Consider the following 23,350-nt stretch of genomic DNA (forward strand, 5'->3'; position numbering starts at 1 on the left):
ACCGCCCGCCGCTCGGTGTTGTTGATCCGCTCACCACGGAACATCGCGTCCCGCAGCCCGAACACATCCGTGGCCACGGCCAGCTCGTGCAGCAGCCGCAGGGTCTCGTCCGTGACCAGGTGCTTGGAGAAGTCGACGTGCAGATCGCCGACCTGGAGCGTGTACGAGGAGGCGCGCCCGGGATCGGCGGCGAACAGTTCGCGCAGCCGCACCTCGCCGAGCTGCTCGCGGTGCTTGAGGAGGGCGTTCCATTCGGGCGTCCGGTCGAGCCTGGTACGGCCTTCGGCGTTCATCTCGGGCATCAGCCTTCTTTCCTACCTGTCCCTGCTGCGTACCTTGCCCCGCTGCCGGCCCCAACCTAGTTGATCAGCGGGGGACACGAAGTGACACGGGGACGTCGCAGAAGGCAACAACAGGTGGCCGGCCGAGCGGTCACGCCAGGGGGCAGCCCTGGAGGTCGGGGAGCAACCCCTAGATCTCGCCCCGGAGTTTGGCGAGAGCCTCGGCCAGGATCGCCTCGCCGTCGGCATCACTGCGACGCTCCCTCACATACGCGAGATGCGTCTTGTACGGCTCAGTACGCGGCGGAGCCGGGGGGTTGTCCCGGTCCTGGCCCGCCGGGAACCCGCAGCGCGGGCAGTCCCAGGTGTCGGGAACCTGAGCGTCGCTGGCGAAGCTGGGCTGGGTCTCATGTCCGTTGGAGCACCAGAAGGAGATGCGCAGACGCGGGGCGGACTCGCCGCGCTCGGCCTCGCCCATCGGCCCCGCCCCGACCCGGCTTCCTCGGATCGCGTTGCCACTTGCCACGGTGTAACTCCCTGCGTGATGGTGCCGCGAAGCGAGTCGGCGTGTCGCCTCGTTGCGAGCGCCTCAGTCTACGTAAGGCCCAACGCGCGTCCAGTGATTGGCGTAACAAGGGGCCCCGCACCTAGACGCAAGCCCCATGATAGGCCGCGCTCACGAGCGCGTACCGAACATGGGGCCTTACGTACCGGATCGTGCCGACCGGCGAGCCGTGGGTCAGTTGTTGACCTTCATCAGGATGCCGAGCACGACAATGCACGCGAACCACAGCAGACCGACCACCAGGGTGATGCGGTCGAGGTTGCGCTCGGCGACCGAGGAGCCGCCGACGGAGGACTGCATACCGCCACCGAACATGTCGGAGAGGCCGCCGCCCTTCCCCTTGTGCATCAGCACCAGCAGCATCAGCAGCAGGCTGAAGACGATCAGGGCGATGGAGAACCCCATAACCACAGCTGGACCAACTTCCTCGGACTCGGATGGACGACGCGGGGCCCAGCACAGCGCTGGACCCCGCAAGGGTACGACGGATCGCCGCTACCGCATACTCAGGACCGCCCGGTTCCTCCCGGGGAGCTCCGAGCAGGTCAGGTCACTGGTCGCGGAAGCGGACGATCTTGACGAACTCGTCGGCGTCCAGCGAGGCACCGCCGACCAGAGCGCCGTCGATGTCGGCCTGGGCCATGATCTCGGCGACATTGCCGCCCTTCACCGAGCCGCCGTACTGGATGCGGACCTTGTCGGCCAGCTCCTGGGAGTACAGCTCGGCGAGCTTGGCGCGGATCGCGGCGCAGACCTCCTGCGCGTCCTCGGCGCCGCAGACCTTGCCGGTGCCGATGGCCCACACGGGCTCGTAGGCGATCACGACGGACTCGGCCTGCTCGGCCGGGAGGTCCTTCAGACCGCCCTCGACCTGGGCGAGGGTGTGGGAGACGTGGTTGCCCGCCTCGCGGACCTCCAGCTCCTCGCCGACGCACAGGATCGGGGTCAGGCCGTGCTTGTAGGCGGCCTTGACCTTGGCGTTGACGATCTCGTCGGTCTCGGCGTGGTACTGGCGGCGCTCGGAGTGGCCGACGGCCACGTAGGTGCACTTCAGCTTGGCCAGCATCGGGCCGGAGATCTCGCCGGTGTAGGCGCCGGAGTCCTGGGCGGAGATGTCCTGGGCGCCGTACTTGATCTTCAGCTTGTCGCCGTCGACCAGGGTCTGCACGGAGCGCAGGTCGGTGAAGGGCGGCAGGACGGCGACCTCGACGGCGTCGTAGTCCTTGTCGGCGAGCGCGAAGGCGAGCTTCTGGACGTGGGCGATGGCCTCGAGGTGGTTGAGGTTCATCTTCCAGTTGCCCGCCATGAGCGGCGTACGGGTGGTCATGCGGGGTCAGTCCTCCAGTGCGGCGAGGCCGGGGAGCGTCTTGCCCTCGAGGTATTCGAGGGAGGCGCCGCCACCGGTCGAGATGTGTCCGAACGCGTTCTCGTCGAAGCCGAGCGTACGCACGGCCGCGGCGGAGTCTCCGCCGCCGACGACGGTGAACCCGTCCGAGTCGACGAGGGCCTGGGCGACCGCGTTGGTGCCCTCGGCGTAGTCGGGGTGCTCGAAGACGCCCATGGGACCGTTCCAGAAGACGGTCGCGGCGTCGGTGAGCTTGCCGGCGTACAGCTCGCCGGTCTTGGGGCCGATGTCCAGGCCGAGCTGCCCCTCGGGCATCTTGTCCGCGTCGACGGCCGTGTGCTCGGTGGGCGCCTTGGCCTTCAGGTCCGGGAAGCCCGGGGAGACCACGACGTCGACCGGGAGCACGAGCTCGACGCCCAGCTTCTCGGCGCGCTCCAGGTATTCGGTGACGGCCGGGATCTGGTCCTCCTGGAGCAGCGAGGTGCCGACCTCGTAGCCCTTGGCCTTGAGGAAGGTGAAGGCCATGCCGCCGCCGATGAGGATGCGGTCGGCCTTGCCGAGCAGCTGGTCGATGACGGCCAGCTTGTCGGAGACCTTGGAGCCGCCGAGGGCCACGGCGTAGGGCCGCCGGACCTCGTCGGTGAGCTTCTTCAGCACGCCGACCTCGGTGGCGATGAGGTAGCCGGCGTAGTGCGGCAGCTTGCCGGGGAGGTCGTACACCGAGGCGTGCTTGCGGTGCACCGCGCCGAAGCCGTCGCCGACGTAGATGTCGGCGAGGGCGGCGAGCTGCCCGGCGAACTCGGCCCGCTCGGCGTCGTCCTTGCTGGTCTCACCGGCGTTGAAGCGCAGGTTCTCGATGACCGCCACCTGGCCGTCGGCGAGGCCCGCGACCGTGGCCCGCGCCGACTCACCGACGGTGTCGGTGGCGAACGCGACGTCGGCGCCGAGGAGTTCGCCCAGGCGCGCGGCGGCGGGGGCGAGCGAGAAGGCCGGGTCCGGGGCGCCCTTGGGGCGGCCCAGGTGCGAGGCGACGACGACGCGCGCGCCGGCCTCGGCGAGCGCCTTGACCGTGGGCAGCACGGCGCGGATGCGGCCGTCGTCGGTGATGGTGGTGCCGTCCAGCGGCACGTTCAGGTCGGCGCGGACGAATACCCGCTTGCCCGCGACTCCTTCGGCGAGGAGTTCGTCGATCGTCTTCATTTTCGGGGGGCTCCTACGGAGGGCTCGTTCTGCTCGTGACCGGTTGACCAGGCCCGATCCTAGAGAGGTGGGACGGTCGCGACGCGCGTCAGGGCCCGGACCGGGCGCGTCCCTGCGCCTGGTCCGAGCCCTGCTCGCGCTTCAAGGTGTCTGCTTCAGCCGATCAGGGATCAGAGCTGGTCGCCGACGAACTTGGTGAGGTCGACGAGACGGTTGGAGTAGCCCCACTCGTTGTCGTACCAGCCGAGGATCTTCACCGTGTTGCCCTCCTGGACCATGGTCAGGGAGGCGTCGAAGGTGCAGGAGGCCGGGTCGCTCACGATGTCCGAGGAGACGATCTGGTCCTCGGTGTAGGCCAGGTAGCCGGCGAGGTCGCCGTCCTCGGAGGCCTTCTTGAACGCGGCGTTGACCTCGTCCTTGGTGACCTCGCGCTGGAGGGTGACGACCAGGTCGGTGGCCGAGCCGGTGGGAACCGGGACGCGCATGGCGATGCCGTCCAGCTTGCCCTTGAGCTGCGGCAGGACCAGCGCGGTGGCCTTGGCGGCACCGGTGGTCGTCGGGATGATGTTCTCGGCGGCGGCACGCGCGCGACGCAGGTCCTTGTGCGGGAAGTCGAGGATGCGCTGGTCGTTGGTGTACGCGTGCACCGTCGTCATCAGGCCCTTGACGATGCCGAAGTTCTCGTCGAGCACCTTCGCCATCGGCGCCACACAGTTGGTGGTGCAGGAGGCGTTGGAGATGACGTTGTGGTTGGCCGCGTCGTACTGGTCCTGGTTGACGCCCATCACGATGGTGATGTCCTCGTCGGTGGCCGGAGCCGAGATGAGGACCTTCTTGGCGCCACCCTCGAGGTGCTTGGCGGCGTCGGCCTTCTTCGTGAAGATGCCGGTCGACTCGATGACGATGTCGACGCCCAGCTCACCCCAGGGGATGTCGGCCGGGTTGCGCTCGGAGAGCACCTTGATGGTGTGACCGTCGACCGTGATGGTGTCGGCGGTGTGGGTGACCTCTGCCTTGAGGCGGCCCAGGATCGTGTCGTACTTCAGCAGGTGGGCGGTGGTCGCGGTGTCACCCAGGTCGTTGACAGCCACGATCTCGATGTCGGCACCCTGCTCCAGGAGCGCGCGGAAGTAGTTACGACCGATGCGGCCGAAGCCGTTGATGCCTACGCGGATCGTCACGAACCGATCTCCTCGTTGGTACGCCGGCCATGAGGTGCCGGCGAGCTGTATTTGGGATGTCCCCGACCGCCTACGACCCTACCTCCCAGAAGCGCCGGAGGTGACATCCAGACGGCCCATACACGGCACTGCCGCCCTTACCCACCAGTAGGGGTACGGACCGGCCCGCCGGACAGCCCTCGTCACTCGAAAGGGCTCTCGGAGGTCGCCCCTTTTCCGACCCCCTCCGACGCCTGGCGCGGACCGTTCGCTACCGGCTGCGTGCGGCGGCGTGCGGGTGTCAGGCTCACGTCCGCCGGAGGGTGCGTCAAGACGGCGTTGTCGGCCAGGGGTTGGGGGTTCTGGGGTGGGGCGGGGCGCGTCGCGGAGTGCGGGCCGGGGGTGCGGGAGGGGCGAGTCACGGGTGCGGGCCGGGGTGCGGGCCAGGGGCCGGGGCCGGTCGTCGGCGGTCGTTCGTCTTCGGTGTCGGACGTGCGAACGCCGGTGCCGGACGGGCGGACACCGGTCCCGGACGTGCGGACACCGGTCCCGGACGTGCGAACGCCGGTGCCGGCTGCCCGGGTGGGCATCGGCACCGGCGCTCTGGGGCGGTGCGGTTCGATCCGGTGCGGTGGTCGGTCCGCATCACCAGGTTGGGCGTACGTCGGCAGACGTCACTGGTGGGGCGTGCGTCAGCCCGCGTCACCCGCTGGGTGTACGTCAGCCCGCCAGGTTGTCGGCCAGTTCCTCGGAGAGGTTGGCCTCCGTGCCCGGGACGCCCAGGTCGGACGCGCGCTTGTCGGCCATGGCCAGCAGACGGCGGATACGGCCGGCCACGGCGTCCTTGGTGAGCGGCGGGTCGGCGAGCGCGCCCAACTCCTCCAGGGAGGCCTGCTTGTGCTCCATGCGCAGCCGGCCGGCCGCGGCGAGGTGCTCGGGCACCTCCTCACCGAGGATCTCCAGGGCACGCTGCACCCGCGCCCCGGCGGCGACCGCGGCCCGCGCCGAACGGCGCAGGTTGGCGTCGTCGAAGTTGGCCAGACGGTTCGCCGTGGCCCGCACCTCGCGGCGCATCCGGCGCTCCTCCCAGGCCAGCACCGACTCATGGGCGCCGAGGCGGGTGAGCAGCGCGCCGATCGCGTCGCCGTCGCGGACCACGACCCGGTCCACACCGCGCACCTCACGGGCCTTCGCCGCGATCGACAGCCGGCGGGCGGCGCCGACCAGCGCGAGCGCGGCCTCGGGGCCGGGGCAGGTCACCTCCAGGGAGGAGGAGCGGCCGGGCTCGGTGAGCGAGCCGTGCGCCAGGAAGGCACCGCGCCAGGCGGCCTCGGCGTCACAGGTGGCACCGGACACCACCTGCGGGGGCAGCCCGCGGATCGGCCGGCCCCGCCCGTCCACCAGACCCGTCTGCCGGGCCAGCTGGTCGCCGCCCGCGACCACGCGCACCACGTACCGCGAGCCGCGCCGCAGTCCGCCCGGCGCCATCACGATCAGCTCGGAGCTGTGGCCGAAGATCTCGAGGATGTCCCGCTTGAGGCGGCGGGCCGCCATCGCGGTGTCCAGCTCCGCCTCGATCACGATGCGCCCGCTGACCAGATGAAGGCCGCCGGCGAACCGCAGAATGGCGGAGACCTCAGCCTTCCGACAGCAGGTCCGGGTGACGGGGAGCCGGGAGATCTCGTCCTTCACCGCTGCCGTCATCGCCATGGGCCGATCCTTCCATGCATCCGAAAAATACGGTCGTACGCGGCGGCCAGGAGCTCCGCGTCGTGCCGCGGGGTCCCGTCGGGCCGCGCCACCGGCGCCAGCTCGACCGCGGCCCCGAAGCGCTTGGCGGCATCGGTCAGCGAGTCGCGGTCGGGCACGGCGGCCTCGTCGGCCAGCACCACGTCCAGGGCGAGTTTAGGGGCGTGTCGTCCCAAAACCTCCAAATGACGCTGCGGTGAGAAGCCGTCGGTTTCCCCGGGCTGCGGGGCGAGGTTCAGCGAGAGTACCCGGCGGGCCTTCGTCTCCAGCAGCGCGTCCAGCAGTTCGGGCACGAGCAGGTGCGGAATGACCGAGGAGAACCAGGAGCCGGGGCCGAGCACCACCCAGTCGGCGTCCAGCACGGCCGCGACGGCCTCCGGGACGGCGGGCGGGTCGTGCGGCACCAGGTGCACCGACTGGACCTCGCCCGGGGTGAGGGCCACCGTCGCCTGGCCGCACACGGTGTCCACCTCGTCCGGGCGGTCCGGGTCGTGCCCCTTGACCAGCGCCTCGAGCTCCAGCGGCACGGCGGACATGGGCAGCACCCGCCCGTGCGCGCCGAGCAGCTTGCCGACCAGGTCCAGGGCCTGCACATGGTCGCCGAGCTGCTCCCACAGGGCGACGATCAGCAGGTTGCCGACCGCGTGGTCGTGCAGGTCGCCCTTGGAGTGGAAGCGGTGCTGGATGACCCTGGCCCAGGTCTGGCCCCAGTCGTCGTCGCCGCACAGCGCGGCCAGCGCCTTGCGCAGGTCGCCGGGCGGCAGTACGCCCAGTTCGTCGCGCAGGCGCCCGCTGGAGCCGCCGTCGTCGGCCACGGTGACGACGGCGGTGAGGTCACCGGTGATCCGGCGCAGCGCGGCCAGCGAGGCCGAGAGCCCCATGCCGCCGCCGAGCGCGACGACCTTGGGCTGGGTGCCGCGGCGGCGCGCACGGGCGCCCCGGGCCTCGACGGGCCGGCCGGTCCGGGCGTCGGGCATCGCCCTGCGCAGTCGGCCCAGCCGGGGAGTACGTCCTGTCATTCGCGTCCCATGTCCCGGTGCACGACCACCGTCTCCACGCCCTCTGCCGCGAGGCGCGCGGCGAGCTTCTCCGACATCGCCACCGAGCGGTGCTTGCCGCCCGTACAGCCGATGGCGATGGTCACGTACCGCTTGCCCTCGCGCCGGTAGCCGGCGGCGATCAGGCGCAGCAGCTCGGCGTAGCGGTCCAGGAACTCCTTGGCGCCGGGCTGGTTAAAGACGAAGGCCGCGACCTCCTCGTTCACCCCGGTGAAGGGGCGCAGCTCCGGGACCCAGTGCGGGTTGGGCAGGAAGCGCATGTCGGCGACGAGGTCGGCGTCGACAGGGAGGCCGTACTTGAAGCCGAACGACATCACCGTGGCCCGCAGCTCGGGCTCCTCCTCGCCGGCGAACTGGGCGTCCATCTTGGCGCGCAGCTCGTGCACGTTGAGGCTGGAGGTGTCGATGACCAGGTCGGCGTCGCCGCGCAGCTCGCGCAGCAGCTCACGCTCGGCGGCGATGCCGTCGACGATGCGGCCGTCGCCCTGGAGGGGGTGCGGGCGGCGCACTCCCTCGAAGCGGCGCACCAGGGCCTCGTCGGAGGACTCCAGGAAGACGATGCGCCGGGTGACGCCCCGGCCGTCGAGGTCGGCGAGGGATTCGCGCAGATTGTCGAAGAAGCGACGGCCGCGCACGTCGACGACGACCGCGATCCGCGCCACGTTGCCCTGGGAGCGGGCGCCCAGTTCCACCATGGTGGGGATCAGGGCGGGCGGGAGGTTGTCGACGACGAACCAGCCGAGGTCCTCCAGGCACTTCGCGGCCGTGGACCGGCCGGCCCCGGACATGCCGGAGATGATCACCAGCTCGGGGATGGCGGCGTCGGGGATCCCGGGGCCCGTGATGTCCTGGCTCACCTGTGCTCCGTCGTCGAGGAGCGCCGACCGGTGCTCGGCGGGCTCCTGGTGCTCGCGGCCCGGTGCGGTCCGCGGTTCCTGCTCTCGATCGCCTGTCGGCTGCGTCTCGTGATCGGTCATGTCTCCTGCCCCCGTCGCTCGTCCGGGGCGCCCGCGGGTACGGGCTCCCCCGGGGCGCCCGCCGTCGTCTCGGGTGCCCCGTCGTCCATGTCATCCATGATCTCTCCAGTCGCCGTGTTCACGGCGGGGGCGGCCGGGGCCGCCTGGGCGAGGGCCACGGCGATGGTCTCCGCCGTCTTCCGGCCGATGCCCGGAACCTCGCAGATCTGGTCAATTGTCGCGGATCTCAGCTTCTTCACCGAACCGAAGTGCTTGATCAGCGCCTGTTTGCGGGCCTCGCCCAGTCCCGGCACCTCGTCCAGGGGGCCGGCCCGGAAGCGCTTGGCGCGCTTGGTGCGCTGGTAGGTGATCGCGAAGCGGTGGGCCTCGTCGCGGACCCGCTGGAGCAGGTAGAGGCCCTCGCTGGTGCGGGGCAGGACGACCGGGTCGTCGTCGCCGGGCAGCCAGACCTCTTCCAGCCGCTTGGCCAGGCCGCACACGGCGATGTCGTCGATGCCGAGCTCGTCCAGCGCCCGCCGGGCGGCGGCGACCTGCGGCTGTCCGCCGTCGACGACGACCAGCTGGGGCGGGTAGGCGAACTTCCTGGGGCGGCCGTCGTCGTCGGTGAGGGTGGTGAGGGCGGCGGACGCCTCGCCGGGGGCGGGAGGCTGTGCGAGGGCGGCTTCGTCGGCGGGGGCCAGGGACTGTGCGGGGGCGGCGTCCTCGGCGGGGGTGCCGTCGGCCGCGACCAGCGCCGGGTCCGGCTGCGGGCCGGCGGCGTCCTCCGCGTCGGTCCACTCCCCCGTGCGCTCCTTCTCGGCCAGGTAGCGCCTGAAGCGGCGCGTGATGACCTCGTGCATGGAGCGGACGTCGTCCTGGCCGGCGAATCCCTTGATCTGGAAGCGGCGGTACTCGCCCTTGCGCTGGAGCCCGTCCTCGAAGACGACCATGGAGGCCACGACGTCGTCGCCCTGGAGATGCGAGATGTCGTAGCACTCGATGCGCAGCGGGGCGCTGTCCAGATCGAGGGCCTCGGCGATCTCCTCCAGGGCGCGCGAGCGGGTCGTGAGGTCGGAGGCGCGCTTGGTCTTGTGCAGGGCGAGTGCCTGCAGGGCGTTGCGCTCGACCGTCTCCATCAGGGCTTTCTTGTCGCCGCGCTGCGGGATGCGCAGCGAGACGGCCGACCCCCGCCGCTCGGTCAGCCACTGCTGGACCGGCTCCACCGGCTCGGGCAGGGCCGGGACGAGGACCTCCTTGGGAACGCTGTCACCGGTCTCCTCGCCGTAGAGCTGCTGGAGTGCGTGCTCGACGAGGGCGCCGGTGGTGACCTCCTCGACCTTGTCGGTGACCCAGCCGCGCTGGCCGCGCACCCGCCCGCCGCGCACATGGAAGATCTGCACGGCCGCTTCCAGCTCGTCCTCGGCGACGGCGATCAGGTCGGCGTCGGTCGCGTCGGCGAGCACGACCGCGTTCTTCTCCATGGCCTTGCGCAAGGCCCCTATGTCGTCGCGCAGGCGGGCGGCCCGCTCGTACTCCATGTCCTCAGCCGCCTCCGTCATCTGCTTCTCCAGGCGGCGGAGGTAGGTGCCGGTACGACCGGTCATGAAGTCGCAGAACTCCTCTGCGAGTTCGTGGTGCTCCTGCGGCTCGATCCGGCCGACGCAGGGGGCGGAGCACTTGCCGATGTAGCCGAGCAGACACGGGCGGCCGGTACGGGAGGCGTTCTTGAACACGCCCGCCGAGCAGGTGCGCACCGGGAAGACGCGCAGCAGCAGGTCGACGGTGTCCCGGATCGCCCACGCGTGAGCGTAGGGACCGAAGTACCGGACGCCCTTCTTCTTGTGGCCGCGCATGACCTGCACACGCGGGAACTCCTCGTTCATCGTCACCGCGAGGTACGGGTAGCTCTTGTCGTCGCGGTACTTGACGTTGAACCGGGGGTCGTACTCCTTGATCCAGGAGTACTCCAGCTGGAGGGCCTCGACCTCGGTGGACACCACGGTCCACTCCACGGACGCGGCGGTGGTCACCATCGTCCGGGTGCGCGGGTGCAGGTTCGTCAGATCCTGGAAGTAGTTCGCCAGGCGCTGGCGCAGGCTCTTCGCCTTTCCGACGTAGATCACCCGGCGGTGCTCGTCACGGAACCTGTACACCCCGGGAGAGTCCGGGATCTCGCCCGGCCTGGGGCGGTAGCTGGAGGGGTCGGCCATGTCTCACACCCTACTGGCGAGCGGTGACACTCCGGCGGGCCTGTGGACAACGTCCGGGATCGCGCCCGGCCCCGCCCGGACCGGCCGCCCGGCACCCGGCGTACGCCGGACAGCCACCGGAACCGGCCGCCACGCGCACCCCGCGCGGGCCCGGTACCCGCGGAAGCCGGGTGAACCGGCCGCGCGCGGTACCCGCACCGGCCAACCGGAAGCCGTTTGCCCCGATTTGACACCCTTGCCGCGCCCGGCGGCGAGGACTGGACCACTGTTGGGCCGGAGGTGTTGTCGGGACTTGGCCAACACGCTTCAATGCGTTGGAACTCGGGGCCGTGAACGACGGCGCGCGGGAGGGCCCAGCCCCCGGCGCCGACGGGGTGGCCCCAGCAGCACCCGCGTGAACGGTCTGACCAGCCGTTGTGAACCACACAGAAAGGCCCCTGCATGCCGCACGCCACACAGCACGCGGACATCGCCACCGCGGAACTGGACACGGCTCTGCGCGGCGGCCCCTTCCACGTCGCCCTGCGCGCCGCCATCGCCGCCCGAGGCCTGCCCCTGCAACGCGTCCAGCACCACCTGTCGCGCTACGGCGTGAAGGTCGGTGTCACCAGCCTCAGCTACTGGCAACAGGGTGCCCGCCGCCCGCAGCGCCCCGAGTCGCTGCGCGCCGTCCGTGCCCTGGAGGAGATACTCCACCTGCCCGACGAGTCGCTGATACGGCTGCTCGCGCAGGCGGAGGACGGTGCCCCCGGACAGCACCCGGCCGCCCGCTCCTACCGTTCCCTCGTCGAGGCCTCGGGCGCCCTGGAGCGCCTCCTCCTCGAACTGGAGTCCCCCCGCGACGGCGGACTCCATCTGCTCGGCCATCACGAGCAGGTACGCATCGGCGCACACCGCGAGCTCCTCGACCGCGAGTCGCACCATGTCGTGCGAGCCCACCGGGACGGGGTCGACCGGTTCCTCGCCGTCCATCACGGCGACCCGGGCTGCTCGCCCGAGCACATGTCGGTGCGGGCCCTGGAGAACTGCCGCACCGGACGCGTCCTCCGGCACCAGGAGACCGGCATCCTGGTGGCGGAGCTCCTGTTCGACACCCGGCTGCGCGCCGGGGACACGTTCCTCTTCCGCTACGCCGTCGAGGACGGCACCGCCGGTGTCTCCTACGAGTGCGTCCGCGGCTTCGGACCGCCCGGCGGGCAGTACGTCCTCCAGGTTCGGTTCGACGAGCACGCTCTCCCGGCGCGCTGCCACCGCTTCACCCAGCACTCGGCGGCGGCTCCCCGCAGCGGCCGGCAGGAACTCCCCCTCACCACCCGCCACCACTCCGTCCACCTCGTCGAACCCCGCGTGCGCTCGGGGATCGTCGGGATCGGGTGGGACTGGGAGTAAGGACTTCCGAGTCGCGGTCGGGGGTTGTGCCGCCGACGAGGCGGGGACACGTCCGGCCGACGGCGGCCGGTGTCGGGCCTGGGGAACGGTTTGGGTCGGGCCGAGGCCCGTGACCGGCCTGGGGAACGGCTGTGTCAACCGTGGCCGGAGTCAGGCCCGCGGCCCCGCGATCACCCTGCCGTTCTCGGTGCGCACCGGCAGTTCGGTCAGTGCCACGGTCGCCGGGGAACGCAGCACCTCGCCGGTCCGCGCGTCGAACCGGCTGCCGTGGCACGCGCAGCTCAGGGTCGTCCCCTCCAGCTCGCTGATGGGGCAGCCCCCGTGCGTGCAGATGGTGCTGAACGCCTTCAGCGTGCCGTCCGCGGACCGGCTGACCACCACGTTGTGGTCCAGGTGCAGATGGGCACCGGCCTCGGACACCTCGCTCTCGGCACCGAGGTCCACCGGAGCGGTCGGCGTGGTGGGGGTCGCCTCCGCTCCCCCGCCCGGCGAGCACGCGGCGAGGCCCAGCCCCGCGACGGGAGCGGCCGCCGCCCCGCGCAGAACGGTTCGACGGCTCGCGAGGGGTCGGCCGGGCATGAGGGTCTCCACAGGTCAGGGGGCAGCCGTGCCGACGATACCCGGGGCCCCGAGCGCGGAAAGCCGTGGGGCGGGGCGCGGGGCGGAGTCTGGGGGACGGGGCGTCGGGGGTGCGCACGTGAGCGCGTAAACGCTTGCGCAAGCGTTTACGTCTGGGCCCGGATGGGATACGTTCCCGCCGTGAGGGCCCGCCGCGGCCGACGCCCCGGCCCACTCGGGCCGGTCCGGGGAGGGGGTTCCGCCATGCCGACCATGGCCGACGTCGCACGCAGCGCCGGTGTCTCGGTGGCGACCGTCTCGCACGTGCTCAACGGCACCCGGCCCGTGCTGCCGCACACCCGGCAGGCCGTCCTCGACGCCGTCGAACAGCTCGGCTACACGACGAACACCCTCGCCCGGTCCCTGGTGACCTCCCGCACCCGCTCCATCGGCCTCGCGGTCTCGGCGATCAGCAACCCGTACTTCACCGAGATCCTCCAGGGTGTCGAGGCCACTGCCCTGGAGCACGGCTACAGCCTCCTCATCGCCGACCCGCACGACGACCCCGAGCACGAACGCAAGGCCGTCCAGCTGCTGCACGAGCGCCGGGTGGACGGCATGATCGTCGCCCCCTCCGCCGACCCGCGCGAACTGCTCGCCTATCTGCGCCGCCACGACGTCCCGGCCGTCCTCCTCGACCGGCTGGTCGGCACCCACGCGGACAGCGCCCCGCCCTTCGACCAGGTCTGCGCCGAGAACAGCGCACCGACGGCGCGGCTGATCGAGCATCTCGCCGGGCTCGGTCATCGCCGTATCGGCCTGGTCGCCGGACTGCCCGGACTCAGCACCACCGGCGAGCGGATCGCCGGCTACCGGCACGGCCTCGCCGCCGCGGGGCTGCCCCACGACGAGCGTCTCGTGGTCCACGGTGACTCCGCCGCCACCGGTGGCGAGCACGCCACGGCCGCCCTGCTCTCCCTCGCCGCACCTCCGACCGCCCTCGTCACCGCCAACAACGCGATGACCATCGGTGCCCTGCGCGCCCTGCGCGACCACGGCCTGTCCGTGCCCGGCGACATCGCCCTGTGCTGCTTCGACGACTTCGCCTGGGCGGACCTCTTCTCGCCCCGGCTCACCGCGATCGCCCAGCCCAGCAGGGAGATCGGCGCCCAGGCCGTCCAGGTGCTCCTGGACCGTCTCGCCTCCCCGGAACGCCCCGCCCGGACACTGCGGCTCCCGTGCGCCTTCGTCCACCGGACCTCCTGCGGATGCCCGGAGGAGAACGCTCCGGGCACGGCACGCCCGGCGACGACGCCCGCCGACAGCCCCCACCGGCCCGAGCCCCGGTGACCCCGGACAGCTCCGGCACCCGCAGCCCGGTCCACCGCGACCGCCCCCTCCACTGCCCCCGCCCGAAGCGGCAGCTCGCCCCGGTGCAGCCCCCGAAAGGACCCTCTCGTGATCGTCGTAGCCGGTGAGGCCCTCATCGACCTGGTACCGCAGGGCACGGGTGCCCTCGCTGCCCTGAAGCCGGCACTCGGCGGCGGCCCGTACAACACGGCCGTGGCCCTGGGACGGCTCGGCTCCCCGACCTCCTTCTGCTCGCGCGCCTCGCGTGACGCCTTCGGCGAGGCGCTGCTCGACGGGCTGCGGGCGGCGGGCGTGGACGTGTCGGACGTACAGCGCGGCCCTGAGCCCACCACCCTCGCGGTCGCCACGATCGGCGACGGCGGATCGGCCGCCTACTCCTTCTACGTCGACGGCACCGCCGACCGGCTGTTCACGGCTCCGGCCGCGCTGCCCGCCGGCACCCGCGCGGTGTCCTTCGGCACCTGCTCACTGGTACTGGAGCCCGGGGCGAGCGCGTACGAGGGGCTGATGCGGACTGCGGCGGCCGAGGGCCTGTTCACGGCCCTCGACCCCAACATCAGGCCGGTCCTGATCCTCGACGCCGACGCCTATCGCGCCCGGTTCCGCGGCTGGCTGCCGTCGGTGTCGCTGCTCAAGCTCTCCGAGGAGGACGCCCACTGGCTGGGCGGCACCCCGAAGGAGTGGCTCGCGGCCGGGCCCTCGGCCGTCGTCATCACCCATGGCGGCGACGGTCTGTCCGCCCACACCCGCGACGGTGCCGTGCACTCCGTGCCGGGCGAGCGGGTCGACGTCGTGGACACCATCGGCGCCGGGGACACCGTGAACGCCGCCCTCCTGCACGGCCTGGCCGCGCAGGACGCCCTGTCCCCCGAGGCGCTGGCCGGCCTCGGTGCCTCCGGTTGGACCGAACTGCTGCGCTTCGCGGCCCGCGCGGCGGCGGTCACCTGCTCCCGGGCCGGGGCGGAGCCGCCCTACGCGTGGGAACTGGACGGCGTACGGCCCTGACCGCCACGGCCCGGCCGGTGTGCCGACCCATGTGGCAGCTCGTGGGTCAGCTCACTGCCCGGCCGACGGCCCGCAGCGCGCCCGGACGGCGGCCGCTGAGGCGGTCCAGAGCTGCGGACGTGGCGTCGTCCGCCGGCAGGTAGACCACCACCTGCTGACCCTCCTCCGGCAGGGCCAGCGACTCGTGCAGCAGATGCACTGCCCCGGCCTCGGGGTGCTCGATGTGCTGCGAGCCGACGGTGCGCGGCGTCACCGACAGGTCCGCGAACCGGTCGGCGAACTCCGCGCCCGCGGTCACCGTGAGCTCCTCGGCCAGCTCGGTGAGGTACGGGTCGCGCAGTGGTACGCCGTGCCGCAGCCGGGCGACCAGGTCGTCGGCGACCCGGTCCCAGTCCTGGTGGGCCTCACGGGCGCGTGGGTCGGTGAACAGGTACCGGAGGAGATTCGGGTGCTCGCCGTCGAGCATCCCGATCGGGCCGACGAGCCGGGCGTAGCCGTCGGTGTGGGCGACGATGTCGCCGATCCAGTTGATCACCACGGCCGGGGTGGGTTCCAGCCGGTCCAGGACGGCCTGCACGGTGGGCCGCACGGTGCGGCTGAGCGGCGGGGCGGCCGCGCAGACCAGCGGGTCGCCGCCGTCCGCCTCCTTGGTCAGACGGCGCAGCAGGACGCGGTCCTTCAGGGACAGGCTGAGCGCGTCGGCGACGGCCCCGAGCACCTGGGGCGAGGGGTTGCGGTCACGGCCCTGTTCCAGGCGGGTGAGGTACTCCACGCTGATGCCCGCGAGCGTGGCCAGCTCGGAGCGGCGCAGGCCGGGCGTGCGTCGGCGGAACCCGGCCGGCAGCCCCACCTCGGCGGGGGTGACGGACTCGCGTCGGGTGCGCAGGAACAGGCCCAACTCGTTGTCGCTCACCCATCGAACGTACCTCGCCCCGGATCCATGAGGGTGGCCCTGGGACTACCACCCTGCCACTACCACTCTCAGCGCGGTCTCCCTGCGCGCCGGAAGAACGCGGAGGGTGGGGGCATGACTCAGAACAACACCGCTGACACGCTCGCCCCCGGCTCTCTCCCCCTCGCGCCGGGCGACTGGACGCTCGACCCGCTGCACTCCGCCGTGAACTTCACGATCCGGCACCTCGGGATCGCCAAGGTGCGCGGCCGCTTCGCCGATGTGCAGGCCGGTCTGCACGTCGGCGCGACGCTCGACGACGTACGGGTGAGCGCCGTGATCGCCCTGGCGTCTCTGGACACCGGGAACGCCGACCGGGACGCGCACACCCGGTCCGCCGATCTGCTCGACGTGGAGAAGCGTCCGACGATGACGTTCCGCTCGACGCGGGTGTCCGGCGAGGACGAGGACTGGACGATGGAGGGGGACCTGACCATCGGGGACGTGACGCGTCCCGTGGCGCTCGACGTCGAGTTCGGCGGGGTCGTGGACTCCCCCGCGGATCAGAGCAGGCACGCCGGTTTCGAGGCGACGGGTGAGATCAGGCGCAGTGACTACGGCCTGGACTTCGGGGGTGGCTTCCTCAGTGATGTTGTCAAGATTCAGCTGGACATGCAGTTCGTCGAACCGCAGGGCCAGGGTGGCTGATGGTGGAACGAGCGGCGCCCCGCGGGGAGTTCCCGCGGGGCGCCGCTCTTTTGTCCCGTTGCGCCGGAACTTTCTGCCGGGTTCGGGGCAGCCTGACCGCTCAGGCCGGCCTTGACCGTAGAGGCCGACGTTGACCGCTCAGGGCGGCCCGGACCACACGGCTCGGCCCTGACCACACGGGGGTGGTCAAGGCCGTGCCGGTCGGCCCGCCTCAGGTCTTGCGGGCCCTGGTCGTCTTCTTGGCCGCCGTCTTCTTGGTGGCCGCGGCGGCCTTCTTGGTCGCCGTGCTGTTGGCGGTTCCGGTCGTCCTCGCCGTGGCCGTCTTCTTCGCCGCAGACTTGGCCGCGACGGTCTTGGCCGCGGTCCTGCGCGGGGCCTTCACCGAGGCGGCGTCGCTGATCCGGTCGGCGTCGAGGATCTCGCGCAGGAACTTGCCGGTGTGGCTGGTCGGCACCCCTGCGACCTCCTCCGGCGTGCCCTCGGCGACGACGAGACCGCCGCCCGCACCGCCCTCGGGGCCCATGTCGACGACCCAGTCCGCCGTCTTGATCACGTCGAGGTTGTGCTCGATGACGATGACCGTGTTGCCCTTGTCGACCAGACCGGCCAGGACCTTCAGCAGCTTGCTGATGTCCTCGAAGTGCAGACCGGTGGTCGGCTCGTCGAGGACGTAGACCGTGCGGCCGGTGGAGCGCTTCTGGAGCTCGCTGGCGAGCTTGACGCGCTGGGCCTCGCCGCCGGACAGGGTCGTCGCCGACTGGCCGAGCCGGACATAGCCGAGGCCGACGTCCTTGAGCGTGTTCAGATGCCGGGCGATCGAGGGGACGGCCTCGAAGAACTCCGTGGCCTCCTCGATCGGCATGTTCAGCACTTCGGCGATGGACTTGCCCTTGTAGTGGACCTCCAGGGTCTCCCGGTTGTACCGCGCACCGTGGCAGACCTCGCACGGGACGTAGACGTCCGGGAGGAAGTTCATCTCGATCTTGATCGTGCCGTCACCGGCGCAGTTCTCGCAGCGTCCGCCCTTGACGTTGAAGGAGAAGCGGCCCGGCTGGTATCCGCGGACCTTCGCCTCGGTGGTCTCGGCGAACAGCTTGCGGACGTGATCGAAGACGCCGGTGTACGTCGCCGGGTTGGACCGCGGAGTGCGGCCGATGGGCGACTGGTCGACATGCACGACCTTGTCGACGAGGTCGTCGCCGTCCACGCGGGTGTGGCGGCCCGGCACGCTGCGGGCGCCGTTCAGCTCGCGGGCGAGGTGTGTGTAGAGGATGTCGTTGACCAGCGTCGACTTGCCGGAGCCGGAGACGCCGGTGACGGCGGTGAACAGGCCGATCGGGAAGGAGACGTCGATGTCCTGCAGGTTGTTCTCGCGGGCGCCGTGCACGGTGAGCTGCCGGCCCGGGTCGCGCGGGCGGCGGATGTCCGGCAGCGGGATCGACTTCCGGCCCGACAGGTACTGACCGGTCTGCGACTCGGCGTTGGCGAGCAGTTCCTTGAGGGAGCCGCTGTGCACCACCTTGCCGCCGTGCTCGCCGGCGCCGGGGCCGATGTCGACGATCCAGTCGGCGACCTTGATGGTGTCCTCGTCGTGCTCGACGACGATGAGCGTGTTGCCCATGTCGCGCAGCCGGACCAGGGTCTCGATCAGCCGGTGGTTGTCGCGCTGGTGCAGGCCGATGGACGGCTCGTCGAGGACGTAGAGGACGCCGACGAGGCCGGAACCGATCTGGGTGGCCAACCGGATGCGCTGGGCCTCGCCACCGGAGAGGGTGCCCGCCGCGCGGTTGAGCGAGAGGTAGTCGAGGCCGACGTCGACCAGGAACCGCAGCCGCTCGTTGACCTCCTTCAGCACCCGCTCGGCGATCTTCTTGTCGCGGGCGTTGAGCTTCAGCTTGCCCAGGAAGTCCGCGCAGTCGCTGATGGACATGCCCGAGACCTCGGCGATCGACTTCTCCATGATCGTGACCGCGAGGACGATGGGCTTCAGGCGGGTGCCCGCACAGGTGGGGCAGGGCACCTCGCGCATATAGCCCTCGAAGCGCTCCCGGCTGGCGTCGGACTCGGCCTCGCTGTGCCGGCGCTTGACGAAGGGGACGGCGCCTTCGAACGGGGTCGTGTACACACGCTCACGGCCGTACCGGTTGCGGTAGCGGACCTCGATCTGCGTCTTGTGGCCGTGGAGGAGGGCCTTCTTGGCGCGCTGCGGCAGGCCCGCGAAGGGAATGTCGGTGCGGAAGCCCAGGGCATCGGCGAGGGCGCTGATCAGCCGGCCGAAGTAGTCCTTGGTGTGTCCGTGCGACCAGGGGTGGATGGCGCCCTCGTCGAGGGACTTGTCCTCGTCCGGGACGATCAGCTCCGGGTCGACCTCCATGCGCGTGCCGATGCCGGTGCACTCGGGGCAGGCGCCGAAGGGCGAGTTGAAGGAGAAGGAGCGCGGCTCCAGCTCCTCGAAGGACAGGTCGTCGTACGGGCAGTACAGGTGCTCCGAGTACATGCGCTCGCGCTCGGGGTCGTCCTCGGGGAGGTCGACGAAGTCGAGCACGACCATGCCGCCGGAGAGACCGAGGGCGGTCTCGACGGAGTCGGTCAGGCGGCGCTTGGCGGAGTCCTTGACGGTGAGGCGGTCGACGACCACCTCGATGGTGTGCTTCTCCTGCTTCTTCAGCGTGGGCGGGTCGGAGAGCTGGATGGTCTCGCCGTCCACCCGCGCGCGGGAGTAGCCCTTGGTCTGGAGGTCCGCGAAGAGGTCGACGAACTCGCCCTTGCGCTCGCGCACCAGCGGCGAGAGCACCTGGAAGCGGCTGCCCTCGGGCAGCTCGAGGACCTTGTCGACGATGGCCTGCGGCGACTGGCGCGAGATGGGGCGGCCGCACTCGGGACAGTGCGGCTTGCCGATGCGCGCGAAGAGCAGACGCAGATAGTCGTAGACCTCGGTGATGGTGCCGACCGTGGAGCGCGGGTTGCGCGAGGTCGACTTCTGGTCGATCGAGACGGCCGGGGAGAGGCCCTCGATGAAGTCGACGTCCGGCTTGTCCATCTGGCCGAGGAACTGGCGGGCGTACGAGGAGAGCGACTCCACGTAGCGCCGCTGGCCCTCGGCGAAGATCGTGTCGAACGCCAGCGAGGACTTGCCCGATCCCGACAGGCCCGTGAAGACGATGAGCGAGTCGCGTGGCAGATCGAGCGAGACATTCTTGAGGTTGTGCTCGCGCGCGCCACGGACGATGAGACGGTCGGCCACGCCGGTCCGCACCTTTCTTGAGAGAAGAGACAGGGGCGAGGCCCCCGCCTTCTCAGACTAGGGCGAGCCACTGACAACGACGGACGGATTCACCGGTTGTCAACAATCCCCGGCCTTCCAGCATGCCCGACGCCACGCCCGACCATATAGCACGCGCATTCGATTTACGGGCGGGATCCGACTCCTTCACCCGAAGGAGTGGCGGGGGCTAGGGTCAGCACCATGATTGATCACGTTCATGACCTGGCCTGTCTACAGAACGCGACGGAACGGCTGCTCATCGCGGTCGCCAAGATGGACAACGCCGCGGTGACCGAACCGTCACGCCTGCCCGGCTGGAGCCGTGGCCATGTGCTCGCCCACCTCGCCCGCAACGCGGACGCCCTGGTGAACGTCTTCGAGGGCCGCCCCATGTACGCCTCGGCCGAGGCCCGTGACTCCGACATCGAACGCGACGCCCCGCGCCCGCTGGACGACCAGATCGGGGACGTGCGCGAGAGCGCCGCACGGTTCCGGGCCGCGACCGAGGCGCCGGGCGACTGGTCGCGCAGGGTGGAGCTGCGCAACGGAGTGACCGACTCGGCGGCCCGTGTGGTCTTCCGGCGGTGGGTCGAGATCGAACTGCACCACGTCGACCTCGGGATCGGCTACGAGCTGGAGGATCTGCCCGCCGAGTTCACGGAGCGGGAGATCGACTTCCTCGCGGAGCGCTTCTCGGGGCACCCCGACGTGTCGCCGACCCTGCTGAGCGACGGCACGCGCGCGTGGAGCACCGGCCGCGCGGGCGACCCCGAGGTCACCGTCACGGGCAGCGGCGCCGACCTCGTCGGCTGGCTCGCCGGACGCCGCGACGGCGGCTCCCTGTCGGTGGAAGGCGGCACGCTGCCGAAGCTGCCGCCCCTCTAGGCGTTCTTCTGGGCGTTTCTTCTGGGCACTCTTCGAAAGTCCCGTCGTCCGCGAGGCCGCACCGGCGGTCGGCCCGAGCCGTTCTCGAGCGGTTCCGGACCGGCCCCGCCTCCGGCGGCCCGGCCGGGCTCCCGGCGATAGTCTGCCGCCATGACGTACAGCGGACAGGTGACGGTCGGCGGCCCGGCGGATGTGCACGAGCTCAAGGACCTGATGATCACCAAGATCGCGGTCGGCCCGATGGACAACAACTCCTATCTGCTGCGCTGCCGGGCCACGGACGAGCAGCTGCTGATCGACGCGGCCAGCGAGGCGGGCACGCTGCTCGGCATGATCGGTGACGACGGCATCGCGTCCGTCGTCACCACCCACCAGCACGGGGACCACTGGCAGGCGCTCGCCGACGTCGTCGAGGCGACCGGCGCGCGCACCTATGCCGGCCGGGACGACGCCGAGGGCATCCCCGTGCCGACCGACGTGCTCGTCGACGACGGCGACATCATCCGCGTGGGGCGCGTGGAGCTGACCGCGCGCCACCTCGTCGGGCACACCCCCGGTTCGATCGCCCTCGTCTACGACGACCCGCACGGGCATCCTCATGTGTTCACGGGGGACTGTCTGTTCCCCGGTGGTGTGGGGAACACCCACCAGAATCCCGAGGCGTTCGCGAGCCTCATCCACGACGTGGAGACGAAGATCTTCGCCGCGCTCCCCGACGAGACCTGGGTCTACCCGGGACACGGCAACGACACCACGCTCGGCGCCGAGCGCCCGCAGCTGCCGGAGTGGCACGCGCGCGGCTGGTGAGCGACGCGGGCAACACCTGGGCGCGGCGCGTGGCGTGCGGTGAGCGACGGGGGCAGCGCGTGGCGTGCGGTGCGCGACGGGGGCAGCGCGTGGCGTGCGGTGCGCGCCCCGTGTGAACCACGCGCACATTCCGGCGCCCTGCGCACGCTGCCGGCACCCGCGATCCGGCGGTCAACTGGGAGCTGCCCCGCGCGGGAACGACGGCTCCCGCGCGGAAGGGGCCGCCGGCCCTTCGATCCCCGCCCTCGGCCGGCGGCCCGGGCAGGCGTCCCGTGCGCCTCGCGCGGGCCGCGGAAGCCTCACGCCTGGGCCTGTGCCGCCCCCACCAGCGCCACGACCCGCTCCACGCCGAACACGTACCCCTGCACGCCGCAGCCCGCGATGACTCCGTCGGCGCGCAGTGAGACATAGGAGTGGTGCCGGAACGTCTCCCGCTGATGGATGTTGGAGATGTGCACCTCCAGCACCGGCATGCCGTCGCAGGTGTTGAGCGCGTCCAGGATCGCGACCGAGGTGTGCGAGTAGGCGCCGGGGTTGATGACGATGCCGCAGTGGTCGAGGCGGGCCTCGTGGATCCAGTCGACCAGTTCACCCTCGTGGTTGGACTGACGGAGGTCCACCGTGCCGCCGTGCGCGCCCGCCGCCTTGGCGCACAGCGCTTCGACGTCGGCGAGCGTGTCGGAGCCGTAGATCTCCGGCTGACGCTGGCCGAGCAGGTTGAGGTTGGGCCCGTTGAGGATCATGATCGGGGCGTTGGCCAGGGTGCGGGGCACGGCTTCCTCCGGTCCGTTCAGGTGGCGCGGCCCACCGGGGACCGCTCGTCGGACCCGGTTTATCACGGTGCGCCGGGCCCGAGGCCGCCCGTAGCATCTCGCCATGATCAGGCCCTCGTATCCGCCGAAGCCCGTTCCGGGCGACCGTATAGCCGTCATCTCCCCGGCCTCGGGGCTTCCGGGACTGTTCCCCCGGCCGCACGAACTCGGCCTGGAGCGGCTGCGGAAGGAGTTCGGGCTCGAGCCGGTCGAGTACCCCGCGACCCGGAAGATGGGTTCCACGCCCCGGGAGCGGGCCGACGACATCCACGCCGCGTTCGCCGACCCCGACGTCAAGGCGGTCATGGCGTCGATCGGCGGTGACGACCAGATCACCGTGCTGCCGCTGCTGGACCGGGAGTTGATCCGGGCGAACCCGAAGCCGTTCTTCGGGATGAGCGACAACACCAACCTGCTGGCCTACCTGTACAACACCGGCATCGTCGGCTACCACGGCGCGACCGTGATGACCGCCCTCGGCCGCCCCGGCGCCATGCATCCGCTGACCGCGGACTCGCTGCGTGCGGCACTGTTCACCTCGGGCACCTACGAGTTGAGGCCCGCCGAGCGCTGGGGCGACGTCAACCGCGACTGGGCGGACCCGGAGACCTTCGAGTCCGAGCCGGAGATGCGTCCCGGGTCCGGCTGGACCTGGGTGAACGCCGACCGCGTGGTGGAGGGCCGCAGCTGGGGCGGCTGTCTGGAGATCCTGGCCTGGCTGCTGATGGCGGACCGGGAGATCGCGCCCGACCTCGGCCAGTACGACGGCGGTGTCCTCCTCCTGGAGACCACGGAGGAACTGCCGAGCGCCACGGAGGTCTTCCGCATCATGCGCAACATGGGCGAGCGCGGCCTGTTGCGGCGCTTCTCCGCCCTGCTGATGGGCCGCGCCAAGACCTGGTCCTTCGAGCGCCCCAACACTCCCGAGGAGGGTGCGCGTTACGCCGACGAGCAGCGCGAGGCCGTCCAGAGTGTCATGCGGGTGTATGCGCCCAACACTCCCATCGTCTTCGACGTGGACTTCGGGCACACCGATCCCCAACTCGTGCTCCCCTACGGCGGCCTGATCCGTGTCGACGGGCCCGCCCGGCGCATCACCGTCACTTACTGAGGCTCACACCGCACTTCCGTGCG

Annotated in this window: 20 protein-coding genes and 1 pseudogene; 7 read left to right on the top strand and 14 right to left on the bottom strand. The window is 71.2% G+C overall.

From position 1 onward, the window contains the following. From ACZ6SQ_RS35095 to uvrC, 10 genes and pseudogenes are all read right to left on the bottom strand, one after another. Window positions 1–293 (bottom strand): annotated as a pseudogene (locus ACZ6SQ_RS35095) (glucose-6-phosphate isomerase); the annotation flags it as partial. 178 nt (window positions 294–471) lie between these two features. Continuing rightward, complete coding sequence (locus ACZ6SQ_RS35100) at window positions 472–759, bottom strand: RNA polymerase-binding protein RbpA (RefSeq protein WP_019885342.1); 288 nt, start codon at window positions 757–759, stop codon at window positions 472–474. A gap of 261 nt (window positions 760–1,020) precedes the next feature. Then, window positions 1,021–1,251, bottom strand: a complete 231-nt coding sequence (gene secG, locus ACZ6SQ_RS35105; protein WP_189770205.1) for a preprotein translocase subunit SecG — start codon at window positions 1,249–1,251, stop codon at window positions 1,021–1,023. Window positions 1,252–1,396: 145 nt separating this feature from the next. Next, window positions 1,397–2,173 carry a triose-phosphate isomerase gene (gene tpiA / locus ACZ6SQ_RS35110; RefSeq protein WP_469569459.1) on the bottom strand — a complete coding sequence of 259 codons (777 nt, stop codon included), beginning with the start codon at window positions 2,171–2,173 and terminating at the stop codon, window positions 1,397–1,399. 6 nt (window positions 2,174–2,179) lie between these two features. Beyond that, the gene (locus ACZ6SQ_RS35115) at window positions 2,180–3,391 is read right to left on the bottom strand and encodes a phosphoglycerate kinase (protein ID WP_469569461.1); all 1,212 of its coding nucleotides are present in this window, start codon (window positions 3,389–3,391) and stop codon (window positions 2,180–2,182) included. A 170-nt stretch (window positions 3,392–3,561) separates the two neighbouring features. Continuing rightward, window positions 3,562–4,572, bottom strand: a complete 1,011-nt coding sequence (gap, locus tag ACZ6SQ_RS35120; RefSeq protein WP_469569463.1) for a type I glyceraldehyde-3-phosphate dehydrogenase — start codon at window positions 4,570–4,572, stop codon at window positions 3,562–3,564. A 699-nt stretch (window positions 4,573–5,271) separates the two neighbouring features. After that, window positions 5,272–6,261, bottom strand: coding sequence for a DNA-binding protein WhiA (whiA, locus tag ACZ6SQ_RS35125; RefSeq protein ID WP_356692047.1), 990 nt, complete (start codon window positions 6,259–6,261; stop codon window positions 5,272–5,274). Beyond that, window positions 6,252–7,319 (bottom strand): gluconeogenesis factor YvcK family protein, encoded by a 1,068-nt coding sequence (locus tag ACZ6SQ_RS35130; protein ID WP_386385409.1) that lies wholly within the window; start codon window positions 7,317–7,319, stop codon window positions 6,252–6,254. Before ACZ6SQ_RS35130 ends, whiA begins: the two co-directional genes overlap by 10 nt. Then, window positions 7,316–8,335, bottom strand: coding sequence for an RNase adapter RapZ (gene rapZ, locus ACZ6SQ_RS35135; protein ID WP_469569467.1), 1,020 nt, complete (start codon window positions 8,333–8,335; stop codon window positions 7,316–7,318). Before rapZ ends, ACZ6SQ_RS35130 begins: the two co-directional genes overlap by 4 nt. Further along, window positions 8,332–10,524, bottom strand: a complete 2,193-nt coding sequence (gene uvrC, locus ACZ6SQ_RS35140) for an excinuclease ABC subunit UvrC (protein WP_469569469.1) — start codon at window positions 10,522–10,524, stop codon at window positions 8,332–8,334. The genes rapZ and uvrC overlap by 4 nt, the downstream gene beginning before the upstream one ends. A 441-nt stretch (window positions 10,525–10,965) precedes the next feature. Here uvrC and ACZ6SQ_RS35145 point away from each other — a divergent pair, with 441 nt between their 5' ends. Continuing rightward, a complete protein-coding gene (locus tag ACZ6SQ_RS35145; protein ID WP_469569472.1) occupies window positions 10,966–11,913 on the top strand; it encodes a hypothetical protein in 948 nt (315 codons plus the stop codon). A 150-nt stretch (window positions 11,914–12,063) separates the two neighbouring features. Here ACZ6SQ_RS35145 and ACZ6SQ_RS35150 read toward each other — a convergent pair whose 3' ends face one another. Next, entirely contained in the window at window positions 12,064–12,492 is a 429-nt protein-coding gene (locus tag ACZ6SQ_RS35150) for a Rieske (2Fe-2S) protein (protein WP_469569474.1), read from the bottom strand. Between the two features lie 243 nt (window positions 12,493–12,735). On the opposite strand from ACZ6SQ_RS35150, the gene ACZ6SQ_RS35155 reads away from it, so the two are divergent. Next, window positions 12,736–13,821 (top strand): LacI family DNA-binding transcriptional regulator, encoded by a 1,086-nt coding sequence (locus ACZ6SQ_RS35155; RefSeq protein WP_469569477.1) that lies wholly within the window; start codon window positions 12,736–12,738, stop codon window positions 13,819–13,821. A gap of 108 nt (window positions 13,822–13,929) precedes the next feature. Beyond that, window positions 13,930–14,847, top strand: a complete 918-nt coding sequence (locus ACZ6SQ_RS35160; RefSeq protein WP_469569479.1) for a carbohydrate kinase family protein — start codon at window positions 13,930–13,932, stop codon at window positions 14,845–14,847. Between the two features lie 46 nt (window positions 14,848–14,893). Here the strand turns inward: ACZ6SQ_RS35160 and ACZ6SQ_RS35165 are convergent, their stop codons facing one another. Then, entirely contained in the window at window positions 14,894–15,760 is an 867-nt protein-coding gene (locus tag ACZ6SQ_RS35165) for a helix-turn-helix domain-containing protein (protein ID WP_469569481.1), read from the bottom strand. A 114-nt stretch (window positions 15,761–15,874) separates the two neighbouring features. On the opposite strand from ACZ6SQ_RS35165, the gene ACZ6SQ_RS35170 reads away from it, so the two are divergent. After that, the gene (locus ACZ6SQ_RS35170) at window positions 15,875–16,447 is read left to right on the top strand and encodes a YceI family protein (RefSeq protein WP_469569484.1); all 573 of its coding nucleotides are present in this window, start codon (window positions 15,875–15,877) and stop codon (window positions 16,445–16,447) included. 211 nt (window positions 16,448–16,658) lie between these two features. Here ACZ6SQ_RS35170 and uvrA read toward each other — a convergent pair whose 3' ends face one another. Then, complete coding sequence (uvrA, locus tag ACZ6SQ_RS35175) at window positions 16,659–19,691, bottom strand: excinuclease ABC subunit UvrA (RefSeq protein WP_469569486.1); 3,033 nt, start codon at window positions 19,689–19,691, stop codon at window positions 16,659–16,661. Window positions 19,692–19,913: 222 nt separating this feature from the next. On the opposite strand from uvrA, the gene ACZ6SQ_RS35180 reads away from it, so the two are divergent. Both ACZ6SQ_RS35180 and ACZ6SQ_RS35185 read left to right on the top strand, forming a co-directional pair. Then, a complete protein-coding gene (locus tag ACZ6SQ_RS35180) occupies window positions 19,914–20,597 on the top strand; it encodes a maleylpyruvate isomerase family mycothiol-dependent enzyme (RefSeq protein ID WP_469569489.1) in 684 nt (227 codons plus the stop codon). A 150-nt stretch (window positions 20,598–20,747) separates the two neighbouring features. Beyond that, window positions 20,748–21,404 (top strand): MBL fold metallo-hydrolase, encoded by a 657-nt coding sequence (locus tag ACZ6SQ_RS35185; RefSeq protein WP_469569491.1) that lies wholly within the window; start codon window positions 20,748–20,750, stop codon window positions 21,402–21,404. Window positions 21,405–21,703: 299 nt separating this feature from the next. Here ACZ6SQ_RS35185 and aroQ read toward each other — a convergent pair whose 3' ends face one another. Then, entirely contained in the window at window positions 21,704–22,177 is a 474-nt protein-coding gene (aroQ, locus tag ACZ6SQ_RS35190) for a type II 3-dehydroquinate dehydratase (protein WP_469569493.1), read from the bottom strand. A gap of 103 nt (window positions 22,178–22,280) precedes the next feature. Here aroQ and ACZ6SQ_RS35195 point away from each other — a divergent pair, with 103 nt between their 5' ends. Then, window positions 22,281–23,327 carry a S66 family peptidase gene (locus ACZ6SQ_RS35195; RefSeq protein WP_469569494.1) on the top strand — a complete coding sequence of 349 codons (1,047 nt, stop codon included), beginning with the start codon at window positions 22,281–22,283 and terminating at the stop codon, window positions 23,325–23,327. Window positions 23,328–23,350 lie beyond the last annotated feature (23 nt).

Source organism: Streptomyces sp. NPDC048600 (assembly GCF_055587025.1).